The organism is Paraburkholderia fungorum (assembly GCF_902833645.1).
GTDB lineage: Bacteria > Pseudomonadota > Gammaproteobacteria > Burkholderiales > Burkholderiaceae > Paraburkholderia > Paraburkholderia fungorum.
The window spans coordinates 140230-153592 of record NZ_CADFGE010000008.1 but is presented as its reverse complement, the minus strand read 5'-3'; the positions used below and the strand labels follow the sequence as shown (position 1 = coordinate 153592).

Annotated in this window: 15 protein-coding genes; 6 read left to right on the top strand and 9 right to left on the bottom strand. The window is 61.7% G+C overall.

Annotation, left to right across the window (positions count from 1 at the left end; all coding sequences use genetic code 11):
• Positions 1-42: 42 nt before the first annotated feature.
• Positions 43-813 (bottom strand): PP2C family protein-serine/threonine phosphatase, encoded by a 771-nt coding sequence (locus tag HWX91_RS23915; protein ID WP_028195055.1) that lies wholly within the window; start codon positions 811-813, stop codon positions 43-45.
• 5 nt (positions 814-818) lie between these two features.
• Positions 819-1106, bottom strand: coding sequence for a hypothetical protein (locus tag HWX91_RS23910; protein ID WP_028195054.1), 288 nt, complete (start codon positions 1104-1106; stop codon positions 819-821).
• A 459-nt stretch (positions 1107-1565) separates the two neighbouring features.
• On the opposite strand from HWX91_RS23910, the gene HWX91_RS23905 reads away from it, so the two are divergent.
• Positions 1566-2069, top strand: coding sequence for a lecithin retinol acyltransferase family protein (locus HWX91_RS23905; RefSeq protein ID WP_028195053.1), 504 nt, complete (start codon positions 1566-1568; stop codon positions 2067-2069).
• A gap of 84 nt (positions 2070-2153) precedes the next feature.
• On the top strand, positions 2154-2408 hold the full coding sequence (locus tag HWX91_RS23900) for a hypothetical protein (RefSeq protein ID WP_028195052.1): 255 nt from the start codon (positions 2154-2156) through the stop codon (positions 2406-2408).
• On the opposite strand, the gene HWX91_RS23895 is transcribed toward HWX91_RS23900, so the two are convergent.
• Positions 2405-3283 (bottom strand): LysR family transcriptional regulator, encoded by an 879-nt coding sequence (locus tag HWX91_RS23895; RefSeq protein ID WP_028195051.1) that lies wholly within the window; start codon positions 3281-3283, stop codon positions 2405-2407. The genes HWX91_RS23900 and HWX91_RS23895 overlap by 4 nt on opposite strands.
• 99 nt (positions 3284-3382) lie before the next feature.
• Between HWX91_RS23895 and bla the strand changes: the two genes are divergently transcribed.
• On the top strand, positions 3383-4315 hold the full coding sequence (bla, locus tag HWX91_RS23890) for a class A beta-lactamase (protein ID WP_028195050.1): 933 nt from the start codon (positions 3383-3385) through the stop codon (positions 4313-4315).
• A 332-nt stretch (positions 4316-4647) separates the two neighbouring features.
• On the opposite strand, the gene HWX91_RS23885 is transcribed toward bla, so the two are convergent.
• Positions 4648-5157, bottom strand: a complete 510-nt coding sequence (locus HWX91_RS23885; protein ID WP_028195049.1) for a MuF-C-terminal domain-containing protein — start codon at positions 5155-5157, stop codon at positions 4648-4650.
• 306 nt (positions 5158-5463) lie between these two features.
• Here HWX91_RS23885 and HWX91_RS23880 point away from each other — a divergent pair, with 306 nt between their 5' ends.
• Positions 5464-6183, top strand: coding sequence for an IclR family transcriptional regulator (locus HWX91_RS23880; protein ID WP_244144128.1), 720 nt, complete (start codon positions 5464-5466; stop codon positions 6181-6183).
• On the opposite strand, the gene HWX91_RS23875 is transcribed toward HWX91_RS23880, so the two are convergent.
• From HWX91_RS23875 to HWX91_RS23865, 3 genes are read right to left on the bottom strand one after another with little or no spacing between them, the layout of a single operon-like run.
• Positions 6171-6995: a citryl-CoA lyase gene (locus tag HWX91_RS23875; RefSeq protein WP_028195047.1), complete on the bottom strand. Its 825-nt coding sequence runs from the start codon at positions 6993-6995 to the stop codon at positions 6171-6173. The two genes, HWX91_RS23880 and HWX91_RS23875, sit on opposite strands and share 13 nt — an antisense overlap.
• A gap of 2 nt (positions 6996-6997) precedes the next feature.
• Positions 6998-8197, bottom strand: coding sequence for a CaiB/BaiF CoA transferase family protein (locus HWX91_RS23870; protein ID WP_028195046.1), 1200 nt, complete (start codon positions 8195-8197; stop codon positions 6998-7000).
• A gap of 45 nt (positions 8198-8242) precedes the next feature.
• A complete protein-coding gene (locus HWX91_RS23865; RefSeq protein ID WP_028195045.1) occupies positions 8243-9676 on the bottom strand; it encodes an MFS transporter in 1434 nt (477 codons plus the stop codon).
• Positions 9677-10040: 364 nt separating this feature from the next.
• On the opposite strand from HWX91_RS23865, the gene HWX91_RS23860 reads away from it, so the two are divergent.
• On the top strand, positions 10041-11087 hold the full coding sequence (locus HWX91_RS23860; RefSeq protein ID WP_028195044.1) for a phytoene/squalene synthase family protein: 1047 nt from the start codon (positions 10041-10043) through the stop codon (positions 11085-11087).
• 390 nt (positions 11088-11477) lie between these two features.
• Positions 11478-11726: a hypothetical protein gene (locus tag HWX91_RS23855; RefSeq protein WP_028195043.1), complete on the top strand. Its 249-nt coding sequence runs from the start codon at positions 11478-11480 to the stop codon at positions 11724-11726.
• 271 nt (positions 11727-11997) lie between these two features.
• On the opposite strand, the gene HWX91_RS23850 is transcribed toward HWX91_RS23855, so the two are convergent.
• Positions 11998-12315: a DUF4148 domain-containing protein gene (locus HWX91_RS23850; RefSeq protein ID WP_028195042.1), complete on the bottom strand. Its 318-nt coding sequence runs from the start codon at positions 12313-12315 to the stop codon at positions 11998-12000.
• A 184-nt stretch (positions 12316-12499) separates the two neighbouring features.
• Positions 12500-13363, bottom strand: coding sequence for an ABC transporter permease (locus HWX91_RS23845; RefSeq protein WP_028195041.1), 864 nt, complete (start codon positions 13361-13363; stop codon positions 12500-12502).

Here is a 13363-nt window from a genome sequence, read left to right as displayed (position 1 = left end):
CGGCCATAGCGCATCCGGTGCCGCTTTTTCAGATCGGTGCGTTCAAGGCGCGGGGTTCAGCAAGGTTTTGTCGGATGCGTACGGGTCTTCTGCCTGCACGACTACAGCCGTGACATTGTCACGCCCGCCGTGAGCAAGGGCCAGCTCGACCAGTTCATCGGATGCGCGTTCGCATGCCACCGAGGTCAGCACCGCCAGTATCTCCGCATCGCTGACTTCGTTGCTGAGGCCATCGCTGCAGAGCAGGAAGACGTCGCCATCCGCAACTTCGATTGCATCGTCATCGAGTTCGAGCACGTCCGTGGCGCCCACCGCGCGCGTAATCATGTGCTGCGCCGGATGATGCCGCGCCTGTTCGTCGGTAATCACGCCGAGCGACTTGAGCTCTTCCACCTGACTGTGATCGCGTGTGAGCTGCCGCAATTGTCCTTTGCGATACAAGTAGAGGCGGCTGTCGCCGGCCCACAGATAGGCGCAGAAGCGGTCGCAGGCGAGCAGCACGACGACCGTGCTGCCGATCCGTTGCACTTGGCGGCGCGCGGCTTCGTCCCGCAGTTGACGATTGGCTTTTTGCAGCCGTGCGCGCGCGTCTGCGATGCCGGTTTTCATCGCGGCCGGTGGCGCAAGGCGGCTCAGCGCATCGATTACCAGACGGCTTGCCAGATCGCCGACCGCATGCCCACCCATGCCGTCGGCGACGGCCCAGCGCCCGGGTTCGGGCTGGTCGAGGCAGGCATCTTCGTTGATTTCACGGACGCGTCCGACGTCGGAACGCGCGGACGACGTCCATCGAAATTGGCTCGGACAGGTCACAAGAGCTACACCGTATCGTTTCTGCTGCGCGCGTCCGGGGAGACGTTGATGTTCGAGTTCGCACCCGTGTTGCGCACATCCACGGACTGGAACGTGTTGATCATCTGGTTAGCATAGAAGTTGTTCGAAATGTCGTACAGGTTCACAACCGGACCAATGCTCGGCGTTTCCCGCACATAGGGCTGAATCCAGCCGTACACCCACGGCGCACCGCCGCCGCCGCGGATCGCCGCCATCGCTTTACGGTCGAGCGCGAGGTTGAGCGAGAGGTCGTTCACACTGATGGAAGCCATGTCGTTCTCCGGTTGGCCGCGTGCGACGGGCGCGCGATTGAATAGGATCTGGACGTGACGGTGCAAGTGCCATGCCAATTTGCGACGCGCGCGCACGCTTTCGCGTAACGCCTTGATTGCGCGGCGATTCCGCGGGCTTGCTATGCGGCGACAGTTCGCGTGGCAGCGTGGAGGTCGGAGAGTATCCAACATCCGGGCGCGCAAACCGGTGGCGGACCCAACACCTTAGGCAGGTTCCCGGACTCTTGCAGTGGCACGCACGGCCGCTCTTCCAGTAAGTCGGGATGATCGACGCTGGCCAACACATCGGCGTCTTTTCTGTCGGCTCATAACGGACACCTGCTCCACCCGGCACCGCCAGAAACGCTTCCCAGCCCTTTAAATAAAGGCTTTTCCTCGCCTGGCCCGGATGATGCACAAGACCTCGCAACAGTGTTGGATTTTGAAGCGAGGCCAGCCATGAACACCTACTTTCTTCCGGCGAGCAGCGAAGACCGCGACGCGCACTGCGATGAAGCGCTGAGCATCGACTTGCCGATCGGCGCGCATCTCGTCACGCAACGCCGAGGCTATGAACATCATGGCATTTACGTCGGCAATGGCCGTGTGGTCCATTACGCGGGTTTTGCGAGCTCGGCGCATCGCGGTCCCGTGGAAGAGGTGGAATTGAACCGCTTCGCGGCCGGTCATGCATTGACGATCCGCCCGACCCCGAGCGCCCGCTATGTCGGCGATGAGGCCGTGCGCCGCGCGCGCTCCCGCCTCGGAGAAAACCGGTATCGCCTGCTCACCAACAACTGCGAGCACTTTTGCGCGTGGTGCCTGCTTGGCGAAAGCCGCAGCGAACAGGTGCATTGCTGCCTGAGGCATCCGCGCGCCGGTGTGCTCACGCTGGTGTGTCTGGTGAAGGCGTTTGTCGAGCGGGCTGCGAGGAACGATCAGGCAGCCGCACAGTTCGCCTGAGCGGACGTGACCGAACGTGACCGAACGTGATCGAGCAGGAACGAGTTCAGCAATTCAAGGGTTTGAGGATTCAAGGAGCGCATCATGATTACGGCAGAAAAGACCTTGCACTGGGCCGTCGATAAATGGCTCGCGCCGACACCGTCGATGCCCGCGCGCGTCGTGCGGTTCTGCCACAGCGCGTCTGCTCAGCAACGTTATGTGTGCGTGGAAGCGCTGCGCCCCGGCGGCCTGCTGTCGATCTTCTTTTTCCGTCATGCCGACGGCTCGTGGAACGTGTTCCCGCCGCAAGCCGAGCGGCCCGCCATGAACGGCTATCGCCGTGCGGCAGTTTGCTAGCGTGATGCGAGCGAGCCCGCTTCCTTGACGATCCACTGGCTGAACAGCGTCATGGCCGGCGTCATCGGTTTGCCCTTCAACCACGTCAACCAATAGCTGCCGGCGTGAACCTCCACGTCGAATGGGCGCACCAGGCGGCCCGTGTTGATCTCGTGATCGAACATTAGCGCGGGCGCCAACGCGATGCCCGCGCCCTGCATCGCCGCCTCCACCATCAATCGCGAAGAATCGAACACCGGTCCACGAATTGGCCGCGGCGGAATGCCGGCGGCCGCGAACCAGCTTGCCCAGTCATCGACCCGATAAGAGCGCAGCAAGGTTTCATTGGCGAGATCCGCGGGTTCGGCGAGGCGCCGCGCGATGTCAGGCGCACACAGAATCGCGAGCGGCGCGTCGAGCAGCCGGGTGGCGAGCGAGCCAGGCCAGGTGCCGTCGCCGAAACGAATTGCGAAGTCGAGGCCTTCCGTGGCGAGATCGACCAGATTGTTGTTGGTGAGCAGGCGCAATTCGACAAACGGATGCGCTTCGCGAAACGACTTGAGCCGCGGCATCAACCAGCCTACCGCGAAGGTGCCCACCACGCCGACCGTCAACACCTCGTGAAAGTGGCCGCCCTCGAACTGCTTGAGCACGGCTTCGATGCGATCGAACGCATCGGTGAGCACAGGGCGTAGCGCGAGGCCTTCGTCCGTCATTGCGAGTCCGCGAGGCAAACGTTTGAATAGCGTCGTGCCGAGCCGCTCCTCCAGCGTCCTGACCTGCTGGCTCACCGCGGCCTGGGTGACGTTCAACTCGAGCGCGGCGCGCGTAAAGCTCAAATGCCGCGCGGACGATTCGAAGGCGCGCAGCGCGTTCAATGGAAGATACGGTCTCATGGCGGAAGCATAAGTTTTTCTTGGGGACCGACTAACTTATCATCGTTTGCCAACGCGCGGTGGAACTCCGATAGTTGCGACTTCACATAAGGAGCGGCGATGATCACAAGACGGAAATTCGCGGGCGCGATGCTTGGTGTTTCGATAGCTGGGGTTGCGGTTGGCAGCGGTGGAGCGTTTGCGAAAGTGGTGAAGGCGGGCGCCGTCAAACAAGGCGGCGCGGTCAAGGCGGAGGCCATCCGCCAACGGCTTGCGCAGATCGAAGCGGAAAGCGGCGGACGGCTGGGCGTCTCGATCCTCGACACGACGTCCGGATTGCATACCGGTTTGCGCACGGACGAGCGGTTTCCGATGTGCAGCACGTTCAAACTGCTGACAGCGGGTTTTGTTCTGATGCGCGTGGATCACGGGCAGGAGACTCTGGAGCGGCGCGTCGTATTCTCAAAAGGCGACCTTGAACGGTACTCGCCGGCGACCAGCCGGCACACCCGCGAGCTGACCGGTGAGGCGGGGATGAGCGTCGCCGACTTGTGCAAGGCGGCCATTACGCTCAGCGACAACACCGCGGCCAATCTGCTGCTGGCAAGCTTCGGCGGTCCCGCTGCTTTGACCGCGTTCGCACGCAGTATCGGCGATGGCGTCACGCGTCTGGACCGTAACGAACCGACTTTGAACGAAGCGACACCCGGCGATCCGCGCGACACCACCACACCCAACGCAATGCTCGGCGATCTGCGCGAACTGCTGCTGGGCGAGCGCCTTTCCGCGCCGTCGCGTGCGCAATTGCTGGCCTGGCTTGCCGCCAATCAGACCAGTGGCGAACGGATTCGCGCGAAGCTGCCGAAGGATTGGGGCGTCGGCGACAAAACCGGCTCGGGCGATCACGGCACGGCAAACGACGTCGCGATTCTCTGGCCTCCGGGACGCGGGCCGATACTCGTCACGGTCTACCTCACGGAGACAAGCGGCGATGCGGCGCGCTGTAATGCGGCGATTGCCGATGTGGGGGAGGTGGTGGTGGCGTCGGTCTGATGGGGTGGGCTGGCCGCAGATGAAACGGCGGTTGAGCTTCGCACGACGCCGCCGGTCACGGCCAGCCGTTGCGCGACGCACCCGGGACGCGTGGCCGCCGCCTAAGTGAATCTTGTCCGCTTCAGAGGCCGAAAGTCTTTGCAGTTTGACAAGATTCCTATCGAAGCAGATAATTCGCTTTGCCTAAGGGCCACGATAAATACCTGACTAGCAGCAGACGGTCGGCTATCCGTGGACTTAGGCATTTTCATTTCCGAGACGGGTCGCTGCTTTTTGCATCTCCGGCCTAGACGTCGACCTCGACTTCGACGCCGCAATTTCCTACCCCTCGGCTACACCGGTTCGGTCGTGATTTCGACGACTGGCTCGCGCTTCCAGATCAGAAGTCCATTTGCCTCCCAGCGCTCGATAACTGCAGGATCGTCTTTCGCGTAAGCGCTTGCCATCCAGTGCATGTTCGGTTTGTTTGCTGAATCCGGCACGTCGACGCGAATCGCGACAAGCAGGGGATTTTTACCATCAGGCATTTCGATCGTAACTACCACAATGCTATCGCGCTCAGTGGCTGATTCATACACCGCGACGGGTTTGAGGATGAGTTCTCGCAGCGAGGCGACCGTCTCGGGAGGCAGGCCATGTTTCTCCATCACTTTGAGAAGCAGGCGAACGGACGTGACAACCGCTCGATCGGATAAGTTGATCGCCGCCAGCGTTTCCTTCGTAAAACGGCCGATGAGAACCTGATGACGGTAATCGCTGTCCGTAAGGTCCCCTCTTTGATGTCTCCGCAATAACTCTGCTGTCAGCTCTACTGACAGATCGAAGCGTACAAATCTGCTCATTGATGCCTTTGTATTTTCGCCTTCCAGGCACCCAGGAAGATTGGAATTTTATCTGCGCTGCCAGAGCAAAAGGCATCTCTTTATAGTGGGTTCCGTCGCGACCGCGTATCCGCTGAAACAGGCAGAAATGACCCTACTTAGCCGTGCAGTATTTGCTTTCGATCCGTTGCATCGCAGAGGAACCAATGTCGGCTATGAGAGGACCGCGTCATGGCGTAAAATTTCATCTTCCCTATGAAGCAACGTGACTAACGCGAACTCATGCCAACGCCTGCGGACAAATCAAACTTAAAGGAAACCGAGGGCGTGGCCGTCATCGATCGCGCTTGCGCGATCCTGTTTGCCTTCCGGCCGGATGACGCCGCCCTCACGCTCGCCGAACTCGCGGCGCGCACGGGGCTCTACAAGAGCACGTTATTGCGGCTCGCCGGCTCGTTGATCCAGCATCGCCTGCTGCTGCGTCTGGACGATGGCCGCTATCAACTTGGCCCGGCCACTTTCATGCTCGGCGCGCTATATCAACGCAGCCTCAACGTCGGCGACATTCTCGTGCCGCTAATGCGCGAACTCGCAGAAACGAGCGGTGAAAGCGTGTCCTTCTATGTGCGTGACGAAGCCGTGCGCGTGTGCCTGCATCGTGTGGACTCCACCCATGCGGTGCGTTTTCACGTGCGCGAAGGTGACGTGCTGCCGCTGGAAAGCGGCTCGGGCGGCCATGCGTTGCTGGCGTTCGGCGGCACGCCGGGTGCACCGTACGAGAAGATTCGCGAGGACTTCTACTGTGTGTCCATCGGCGAGCGCGATCGGGAGACGGCCGGGATTTCGATGCCGGTATTCGGCGTGCGTCAGAGCTTGCGCGGCGTGCTCACGCTCGCGGGCCCGAGCTCACGCATCGATCAAGCGTTTTTCGAGCGCAATCTCGACGCGCTGTTCGATTGCGCCGCGCGTGCCACGGATGCGTTAGGCGGCGACTCGCGCGCCATGCGCAGCGCGCAGCGGCGCGCGGCCGCGCTTCAGGACAGGTGACGTTCGGGCTTGCCTGTGTAGATGTAGCCCATCTGGCGCGGCATCGGGCCTTTGTTGCGCTCGTTGCGTCCGCGCTGCTCCCACGCATGCGACAGAATCCCGACCGCGCGTGACAGGCAGAACACGCCGCGTGCCAGCTCCGGCGCGAACCCCAGCTCCGCGTAGATCACGGCGGTTGCGCCGTCGATATTCATCGGTACGGGCTTGTTCTTGCGCTGCTTGAGCAAAGCTTCAATGCCGCGCGCAATCGCGGCGTATTGCCCGCCGATACTCTTTTGTTCGACGTTCTCATCCACGAGTGCAAGAAGCCGGACGGCTCGCGGGTCGACCGGATGAAAGCGGTGTCCGAAGCCGGGCAGGTACTTGCCGTGCTCCGCGGTAAATGCGTCGACTCCTTGCTCGACCGCGCTTTCCAGCGCGGCGCCGGCCTTCATGAGCGCAGCGATGGAATCGTACAGTTCGACTGCCTGCTGGCCCGCTCCGCCATGCACGTCGTCCAGCGCATTGATCGCCGAGGCCATTGCTCCGTTCAACGGCAAGCCGCAACTGGTCGCCATTCGCGAGATCGCAATCGACGGGGCGTGCGGGCCATGATCCACCGACGCCACCAGCGCCGCCTCGAACAGGCGTGCTTGCGCGGCGTCAGGCAGCTCTCCGCGCAGCATCAGCCAGATCATCTGCGGAAAGCTGACGTTGCCAATCAGTTCCTGAATCGGAAAACCGCGTACCTTGATCGAGCCCGGATGAATATCGATGATCGAGGTGCTCCAATACTCGGCGGCGAGCTTGGCAGCGTCGAATGCTTGCGTCATGTTCAGATCACTCCTTCGGAGCGTAGGTGGTCGATTTGTGCGTCGTCGTAACCCAGCGCGGCGAGCTGCTCGCGCGTGTGAGCCGATAGAACCGGCGCGGGCGTGGCCGGCGCAGTATCGGCATCGGAGAGACGAAAGCCCGCGCGAGTCACGCGTTGCCGCTCAGTCGCGCTGTTGCGCGGAAATTCGCGGATGAACTCGCGCGATTCCAGATGCGGATGAGCGAGGATCTCGGGCACCGACATCACGCGTCCGGCCGGCACGCCTGCTTCGAAAAATTTGGCTTCCCAGTTTGTCGCACTGTCACTCGCCAGCGCCGCTTCGATTTCAGCCTTCAATGCCGCGCGATTCGCTTTGCGTGCATTGCGCTCGGAAAAGCGCGCGTCGTCGAGCAGATCGGCGCGGCCGATCAGGTGGCACAGGCTCGCGAACTGCTTGTTCTCGTTCGCAGCAATGTTGAGCGGTCCGTCGCCGGTTTTGAAGGTGCCCGAAGGCGCGGCGGTGAAGTTCTCGTTACCCATCGGCACGGGCGGGACGCCGGCGTTCAGATAGTTCGAGACGACCCAGCCCATTGTCGCGAGCGTAGCTTCGAGCATCGAGACGTCGAGCATGCGGCCGTGCCCGCTTGCGCGCGCGTCTACCAGCGCGGCGCAGATGCCGAATGCGGCGGTGAGACCGCCCACCGTGTCCGACACCGGGTAGCCAACGCGCAATGGCGCGCTGTCGGCGTCGCCGGTTACGCTCATTACCCCCGAAATGCCCTGGATGATCTGGTCATAGGCGGGGCGCTTCGAAAACTCGCCGTCCATGCCGAAGCCGGAGATCGCGCAATACACGAGCTTTGGATTCACCTCGCGCAACGCGTTGAAATCGAGGCCGAGCCGCGTCATCACGCCGGGCCGGAAATTTTCGACCAATACGTCGGCGGTTTTGACGAGCTCGCGCAAGATGGTCTTGCCGCGTGGATCCTTCAGATTGAGCGTGAGGGATTGTTTGCCGGCATTGACCGCAACGAACGAGGCCCCCATGTTGCGCGTCGACGCTTCCTTGTCGGCACCCAGACGCCGGGCAAGATCGCCCCCCTCGGGATGCTCGACCTTGATTACCTCGGCGCCCAGCAATGCGAGCTGATACGCGCAGAAAGGGCCGGCCAATACATTCGATAAATCCAGTACCCGCACTCCAGCCAGCGGCAGCGTCATCTTTGAAGCCTCTTGTTCAATGCGCTCAGTTGCGCTCGATTGCGCTCAATGCGAAATTTCGTCGAGATTGCGATTGTTGGTGCGCGGCCCGAAGAGGCCGATCGCGCCCATCACCATCACCATCGACAGCGTGATCAACGCGAACACGCCCGGTACCTGGAAGTGGCGCAGCGCGAAGGCGATCATGAAGCCGGAGAACATCGCGGATAAGCGCGACATCGAGTAAACGAAACCGACGGCGCGCGCCCGCAAACGGGTGGGGAACAGTTCGGTCTGGTACGCGTGATAGCCGACCGACAGCAGCGTGCCGCACAGCGTGATCAGCACACCTAGCGTCATCAGCATGGCAGGCGAGGTTTGCGTCGCGAACAGGCTGCCGAATACGGCGATGCCGAGTGCCGACAACACGATCAGGGTCTTGCGTTCGATGCGGTCCGCGATCGCCATGCCGATTAGCGGTCCGAACGGATTGGAGATCGCGATGACGAACGAATACAGCAGGCTGTGCGTAATCGTCACGCCCTTGGAAACCAGCAGCGTCGGCACCCATGATGCGAAGCCGTAGAAGCCGATCGCCTGGAACAGGTTGAAGACGAGCATCGTGATCGCGCGCTTGCGATACGGCGGCTGCCAGATTTCGCGGAAAGCGGCCTTGGTGGTAGCCGGCTCGACAGCCGGCACCGGTGCGGGCAAGGGCTTGCCGTATTGCCGGGCGACTTTTGATTCGATCGCTTGCAGGACCTGTTCGGCTTCGGCGGCGCGGCCTTGCTGGGCGAGCCAACGCGGGCTTTCCGGCACGCGCCGGCGGATGGCCCACACGATCACCGCGCCGAGTGCGCCGACGATCACGACCCAGCGCCAGCCGTCCACGCCGAACGGCGTTTGCGGCACCAGCCACCAGGCGAGCAGGGCGACCGACGGCACGGCGGTGTACTGCACCAGATGAACAAACGCGAAGGCGCGGCCACGCAGGTGTTTCGGCACGAGTTCGCTGACGTAGGTGTCGATCGTCACCAGTTCGACGCCCACGCCGATGCCCGCGATCAGACGCCACAAGTTGATGGCCGGCGCGGTGGTTTGCAGGGCCATGATCAGCGTGGCCGCGGAATACCACAGTAGCGAAACGGTAAACACGGTTCGTCGACCGTAGCGATCCGCCAGACCCGCGAGAAAAAAGGTGCCGATGAAGAGTCCGGCGAATGACGCCGCCACGAAGGCGCCCAGCCCGGATACCCCGAAGAACGACGCGGTTGTCGTTGCATAGAGGCCGCTTTTGACGAGGCCGGGGCCGACATACGCGGTGAAAAACAGGTCGTAGAACTCGAACCAGCCGCCGATCGACAGCAGGAACACCAGCATCCATATCGTGCGCGTGGCGGGCAGGCGATCGATGCGCGCGTTGACGCCGGGCGTAAGCGCCTGCGCGCCGGTGCTTGAAGCGGGCGACGCGCCGGGTGCGTCGAGCGGCAGGCTTGCCATGGAATCCTCCTTGGGAGTCTCTTGCCTCTGTCGTTCTGTCTAACAGAACGACGTTCTATTTAATGAGTGTGCTGAGGTTAATCCTTGTGGTGGTTGGCAGGAATTCGGGGTTTTACCTAGCCGTCAGGCCGCGATCCGCGCGAGCGTGCCGAGACGGGCGCTGAATGAAAGCCGGCTTGCGTGCGTATTCGATGGTGGGGTTCGGCCGTGCCGGAATAATCGCGGTCGGGGAGTTTTTCAACTCGATGCGACGGAGGCGCAGTGCACGAGTGCAGGGCTTGAGCGCAGGGCATGAAACAAAGTTGTTTCGCCGTATACAATTCGGCAGCGCCTGATTTCGCCTATTACTCACCTGATCTCACTCATGCAGAATCCGACCCGGGCCTTTCTTCTCGGCCCGCTCCTGAAAGGCGTTTCACGCTCCTTCTACCTCACGCTGCGCGTGCTGCCCGCCGGGATGCGCGATCCGATTGGCCTCGCGTACCTGCTGGCGCGCGCGGCCGACACCATCGCGGACACGTCGCTGATCTCGCCCGAGCAACGCCTTGCGCTGCTGCTGTCGCTGCGCGGCCGGATCAACGGCGCGCCGGATGACGGCGCACTGTTCCAGCGTCTGGCAACCGAAGTAGCGGGGCAGCAGGTCCAGTCTGATGAAAAGGTCTTGCTGGAATCGCTTGGACCCGCGCTCGAGGTGCTCGCGCAACTGAGCGAGTCGGACCGCAAGGCCGTACGCGAAATCGTCTCGACGCTGACCGAAGGCATGGAGTTCGACCTTCGCGCGTTCCCCGACGAGCGTTCCGGGCAGATCGCCGCGCTGCGCGAATACGCGGAGCTTGACCGCTATACCTATCTGGTGGCTGGCTGCGTCGGCGAATTCTGGACCACGATGACTTACGCACACATGCCCGGTACGCTGAAAGAGCGGCCCGAGACCATGGCGCGCCGCGGTGTGCGTTTCGGCAAAGCGCTGCAGATGACCAACGTGCTGCGCGATTGCGGCAAGGACTTGCGGATCGGCCGCTGTTACCTCCCGCAGACGATGCTCGATCAATACGGCCTGAGCGTGCAAGACCTGCTGCTGCCGGCGAATTCCGCTCGCGCGAGGCCTCTGATGGTCGAACTCGTGCGCGGTGCGCTGGATCATTTCCGCGAGGCGCTCGACTACACGCTGGCGATTCCCGCGTGGTCGGTGCGTTTGCGTCTCGCCTGTTTGTGGCCGATCCTGATCGGCCTGGACACGCTGTTGTTGCTGGTGGATAACGCGGCCTGGCTCGATCCGGCCAAGGTCTCCAAGGTTCGGCGCAACCAGGTGTATGGGATCATCGCATCTTCACTGCTGCTGGTGCCTTCGAATGGTCTGGTGCGCGCGTCCGTTGAAAAACGCATCAAGCAGATCGAAGCACGATTTTGAGTGTCGGGTTCGCATCTGCAGATGCTTCGTTATCCGTTTTAATTCGGATGCATTGGACAAAAGACGTGCAACCCATGCCGCGTCTAAAAACCATTACACGTTAATGGCGCTGCCAGATAATCCGTTCAGCATGGCCGTGCGGACCCGCTGGCCCCTCCTTGCCTGCGCATCCAGAACTCCGACGCTCTCGGTTCCGGCATCTGCGCGTGGCGGCGATATCTTTTCACCAGCACTGATCGCCCGCAATATCCTAACGGATAGCCCCGCATAGCAGTTTCACGCGAAAATCCGCTTCACTTAATCTGCATCATTGAATTGCTGCCAATCGGGAAACCCCTAGCATCCTGAGTCGATGGTTCGCGTTAGTCTCTTCAAAAGAGGAGACGATCCATGAGACAAGCGTTCAATATTGCTGTGGTGTTGTTGCTTGGCTATCTGATGGCGGATAGGGCGCTGATGCGCGCGCAAGCCGGGGAAATGGGGACAATAACGTGCCACCAGGGCGCGGAGCTGGTCAAGGCGAATGCGTTGAAAAAGGGCTTCGGTAACGCCGGGGCCAGCAGTCAAGGTGAAAATTTCCTGTCGAGCTGTCTCGTCACGGGGCGTGGCGAAGTAGACGGTCTGATCGCCCGCGAATAACGCCGGTGTCGGGTACTGCTACGGCGTCGCAATCTATGCGGAAATAGAAAAAAGCGCCCAGACCGCGGAGGTCCAGGCGAAGTCATCGGGAGCCCGATGACGGAGGTATCGAATACAGAACTGGCCCGCGACCGGGGATGCCCGGTCGCGGGCCAGTTCGTTTGAAGCAGTGCGCGCGGCTGTTCTGCGCGCCTGGCAGCCGACAGGGCAAGCAGCAAAGCCGCTGTGGCGGATTCCGCTGGACTGCCTGGTTACCGGCTCGCGTATCGGCTTAGTTGCCGAAGTAGATCGACTTCGGACCGTCTGCCGCAACCGCATGGCCGGATTGCGACGAGCCGCTCACCGCACCGCCGAAGCTGCTTTGCGCGGCTTGTGCGGTACCGTTCTGCGTGGCGACACGGGCTTGTGCAGCCTGAATGTCAGCCGGGTAGTACGGGTCGGCACGGCCCGGCTGGTAGCCGGCCTTTTCGAGTTGAACCAGTTCTGCACGCACCTGGGCGCGGGTCACGGGCTGGTTGGACTGCGCAAACGAGGCAACAGGAGCGGCCAGCACAGCGGCGATAACAACAGCTTGAATGAGCGATTTCATGATGAACTACCTCCAGTTCGGTCTTTATCTTGCTACGAGCAATGTTGTTCGTAGTCAGTGATTGCATTGTAGTTTTGCGATCTGGCGAGAGTAATCGTCAATTCAGGTAAGGTTTGTTGCGCAATTTGATACAAAAAGGGGCGCCGATGGCGCCCCTTTTTTTTCATGCAGCCTGACGGTCAACTCAAACGGCTGCGGGCCGCCACTTCAACAGCCGGTGTTCGAGCGCAGTCAGCAGATAATCCGCGGCCAGTGCGACCACGGCCAGCACGATCATTGCCGCGAACACGCCGCTTGCGTTGAACGCGCCTTGTGCGGTGGAGATCAGCAGGCCGATGCCTTGCTTCGAGCCGAGGAACTCGCCGACCACCGCGCCGACCAGCGCAAAACCGAAGCTCACGTGCAAGCTGGCGAGAATCCAGCTCAGTGCCGACGGAATCACCACCGAGGTCGTCACCTGACGGCGTGATGCACCGAGAATCTGCGCGTTCGCGATCATGTAGCGGTCTGCCTCGCGCACACCTTGAAATGCGTTGGCGAACACGACGAAGAACACCATCACCACCGCCAGCGCCACCTTCGAAGCCATGCCAAGACCGAGCGCAATCACGAACACCGAGCCGAGCACCACACGCGGAATCGAGTTGGCGATCTTGATGTAGAGGCTGAACACGTCGGAGAGCAGCTTGTTGCGGCCGAGCACGATGCCGCAGAACACACCCGCCACCGAACCGATAATGAAGCCGAGCCCGGTTTCTTCCAGCGTGACCCACACTTGCGTCAGGAGCGGACCTTGCGACGTGCCGTTCACGAACCAGTCGACGATCTGATCGAAAATCGCACTGGGCATCGAGAAGAAGAACGGATCGATCCACTTCAGGCGCGCGGACAATTCCCACCCGCCGAGCACTACCACCAGCACGACGATGCGCAGCGTAATCACCAACGCCTGGCGCTGCCGCATGCGTTTTTGCGCGACACGCTCGACCTGGGCGAGCGTCACGGGATCGATGCCTGAAGGCATCATCTGTTGAGGGGTCGTAGACAT

Excerpts from the sequence above, each read along its gene's own strand:
- HWX91_RS23845 (WP_028195041.1), bottom strand. The coding sequence starts at position 13,363 with ATGTCTACGACCCCTCAACAGATGATGCCTTCAGGCATCGATCCCGTG.
- HWX91_RS23885 (WP_028195049.1), bottom strand. The coding sequence starts at position 5,157 with ATGAGCAGATTTGTACGCTTCGATCTGTCAGTAGAGCTGACAGCAGAG.
- bla (WP_028195050.1), top strand. The coding sequence starts at position 3,383 with ATGATCACAAGACGGAAATTCGCGGGCGCGATGCTTGGTGTTTCGATA.
- HWX91_RS23895 (WP_028195051.1), bottom strand. The coding sequence starts at position 3,283 with ATGAGACCGTATCTTCCATTGAACGCGCTGCGCGCCTTCGAATCGTCC.
- HWX91_RS23850 (WP_028195042.1), bottom strand. The coding sequence starts at position 12,315 with ATGAAATCGCTCATTCAAGCTGTTGTTATCGCCGCTGTGCTGGCCGCT.
- HWX91_RS23865 (WP_028195045.1), bottom strand. The coding sequence starts at position 9,676 with ATGGCAAGCCTGCCGCTCGACGCACCCGGCGCGTCGCCCGCTTCAAGC.
- HWX91_RS23900 (WP_028195052.1), top strand. The coding sequence starts at position 2,154 with ATGATTACGGCAGAAAAGACCTTGCACTGGGCCGTCGATAAATGGCTC.
- HWX91_RS23875 (WP_028195047.1), bottom strand. The coding sequence starts at position 6,995 with ATGACGCAAGCATTCGACGCTGCCAAGCTCGCCGCCGAGTATTGGAGC.
- HWX91_RS23860 (WP_028195044.1), top strand. The coding sequence starts at position 10,041 with ATGCAGAATCCGACCCGGGCCTTTCTTCTCGGCCCGCTCCTGAAAGGC.
- HWX91_RS23855 (WP_028195043.1), top strand. The coding sequence starts at position 11,478 with ATGAGACAAGCGTTCAATATTGCTGTGGTGTTGTTGCTTGGCTATCTG.
- HWX91_RS23870 (WP_028195046.1), bottom strand. The coding sequence starts at position 8,197 with ATGACGCTGCCGCTGGCTGGAGTGCGGGTACTGGATTTATCGAATGTA.
- HWX91_RS23905 (WP_028195053.1), top strand. The coding sequence starts at position 1,566 with ATGAACACCTACTTTCTTCCGGCGAGCAGCGAAGACCGCGACGCGCAC.
- HWX91_RS23910 (WP_028195054.1), bottom strand. The coding sequence starts at position 1,106 with ATGGCTTCCATCAGTGTGAACGACCTCTCGCTCAACCTCGCGCTCGAC.